Raw genomic sequence first — 1,204 nt, 5'->3', positions numbered from 1 at the left:
ATGGCGAAAGCAAAATTTGAGCGGGTAAAACCCCACGTAAACATTGGAACCATCGGCCACGTTGACCATGGTAAGACTACATTAACTGCAGCTATTACCACCGTGCTGGCCCAAAGAGGTCTGGCTCAGCAAAAGAAATACGACGAAATCGATAATGCACCGGAAGAAAGAGAAAGAGGTATTACCATTAATACTGCCCACGTTGAATACGAAACCGACAAACGGCATTACGCCCACGTAGACTGTCCGGGACACGCGGACTATGTTAAGAACATGATTACGGGAGCTGCGCAAATGGACGGAGCAATTCTGGTGGTATCGGCAGCAGATGGCCCGATGCCCCAGACCCGGGAGCACATCTTGTTGGCCCGGCAAGTAGGTGTGCCTTATATAGTAGTATTTTTAAACAAAGCAGACATGGTGGACGACCCTGAACTGATGGAACTGGTAGAAATGGAAGTTCGGGATTTGTTAAGCTCCTATGAATTTCCTGGGGATGAAATTCCGATCGTAGCAGGGTCTGCATTAAAAGCTTTAGAATGCGGTTGCGGGAAAGAAGATTGTCAGTGGTGTGGCAAGATATTGGAGTTAATGAATAAAGTAGATGAATACATTCCAACCCCCCAGCGGGATGTAGATAAGCCGTTCTTAATGCCAGTAGAAGACGTGTTCACCATCACCGGGCGGGGGACGGTGGCCACCGGCCGGGTAGAGCGGGGACGGATAAAGGTTGGAGAAGAAGTAGAGATAGTAGGATTAATGGAAGCTCCGAGGAAGACAGTAGTAACGGGATTAGAGATGTTCCGGAAGATTTTAGACGAAGCGGTAGCTGGGGACAACATTGGAGCGTTATTAAGGGGTGTAGACCGGAAAGAAATCGAGCGGGGGCAAGTATTAGCGAAGCCTGGTTCGATTAAGCCGCACCGGAAGTTTTTTGCGGAAGTATACGTATTGACCAAAGAAGAAGGAGGGCGGCACACACCGTTCTTTAACGGATACCGGCCGCAGTTTTACTTCCGGACCACCGACGTTACCGGGGTAATTAAGTTACCGGAAGGGGTAGAAATGGTAATGCCCGGTGACAACGTGAAGATTCACATTGAGCTTATTACTCCAATTGCAATTGAAGAAGGTTTAAGATTTGCTATTCGGGAAGGTGGCAGAACTGTAGGCGCGGGAGTTGTTACCGCGATCGAAGAATAAG

1 protein-coding gene is annotated in these 1,204 nt (G+C 48.6%); it reads left to right on the top strand.

The window, feature by feature from the left end; all coding sequences use genetic code 11:
- On the top strand, positions 1-1,203 hold the full coding sequence (tuf, locus tag cpu_RS13155) for an elongation factor Tu (RefSeq protein ID WP_075860420.1): 1,203 nt from the start codon (positions 1-3) through the stop codon (positions 1,201-1,203).
- The last annotated feature ends 1 nt before the right edge of the window (position 1,204 follow it).

Origin of the sequence: Carboxydothermus pertinax, from assembly GCF_001950255.1 — a bacterium.
Lineage (GTDB): Bacteria > Bacillota > Z-2901 > Carboxydothermales > Carboxydothermaceae > Carboxydothermus > Carboxydothermus pertinax.
The sequence above is the reverse complement of the archived record's forward strand: the minus strand, read 5'-3'. Positions and strand labels throughout refer to the sequence as shown.

What these genes read in the sequence shown, in the direction of transcription:
- tuf (WP_075860420.1), top strand. Translation starts at nt 1, where the DNA reads ATGGCGAAAGCAAAATTTGAGCGGGTAAAACCCCACGTAAACATTGGA.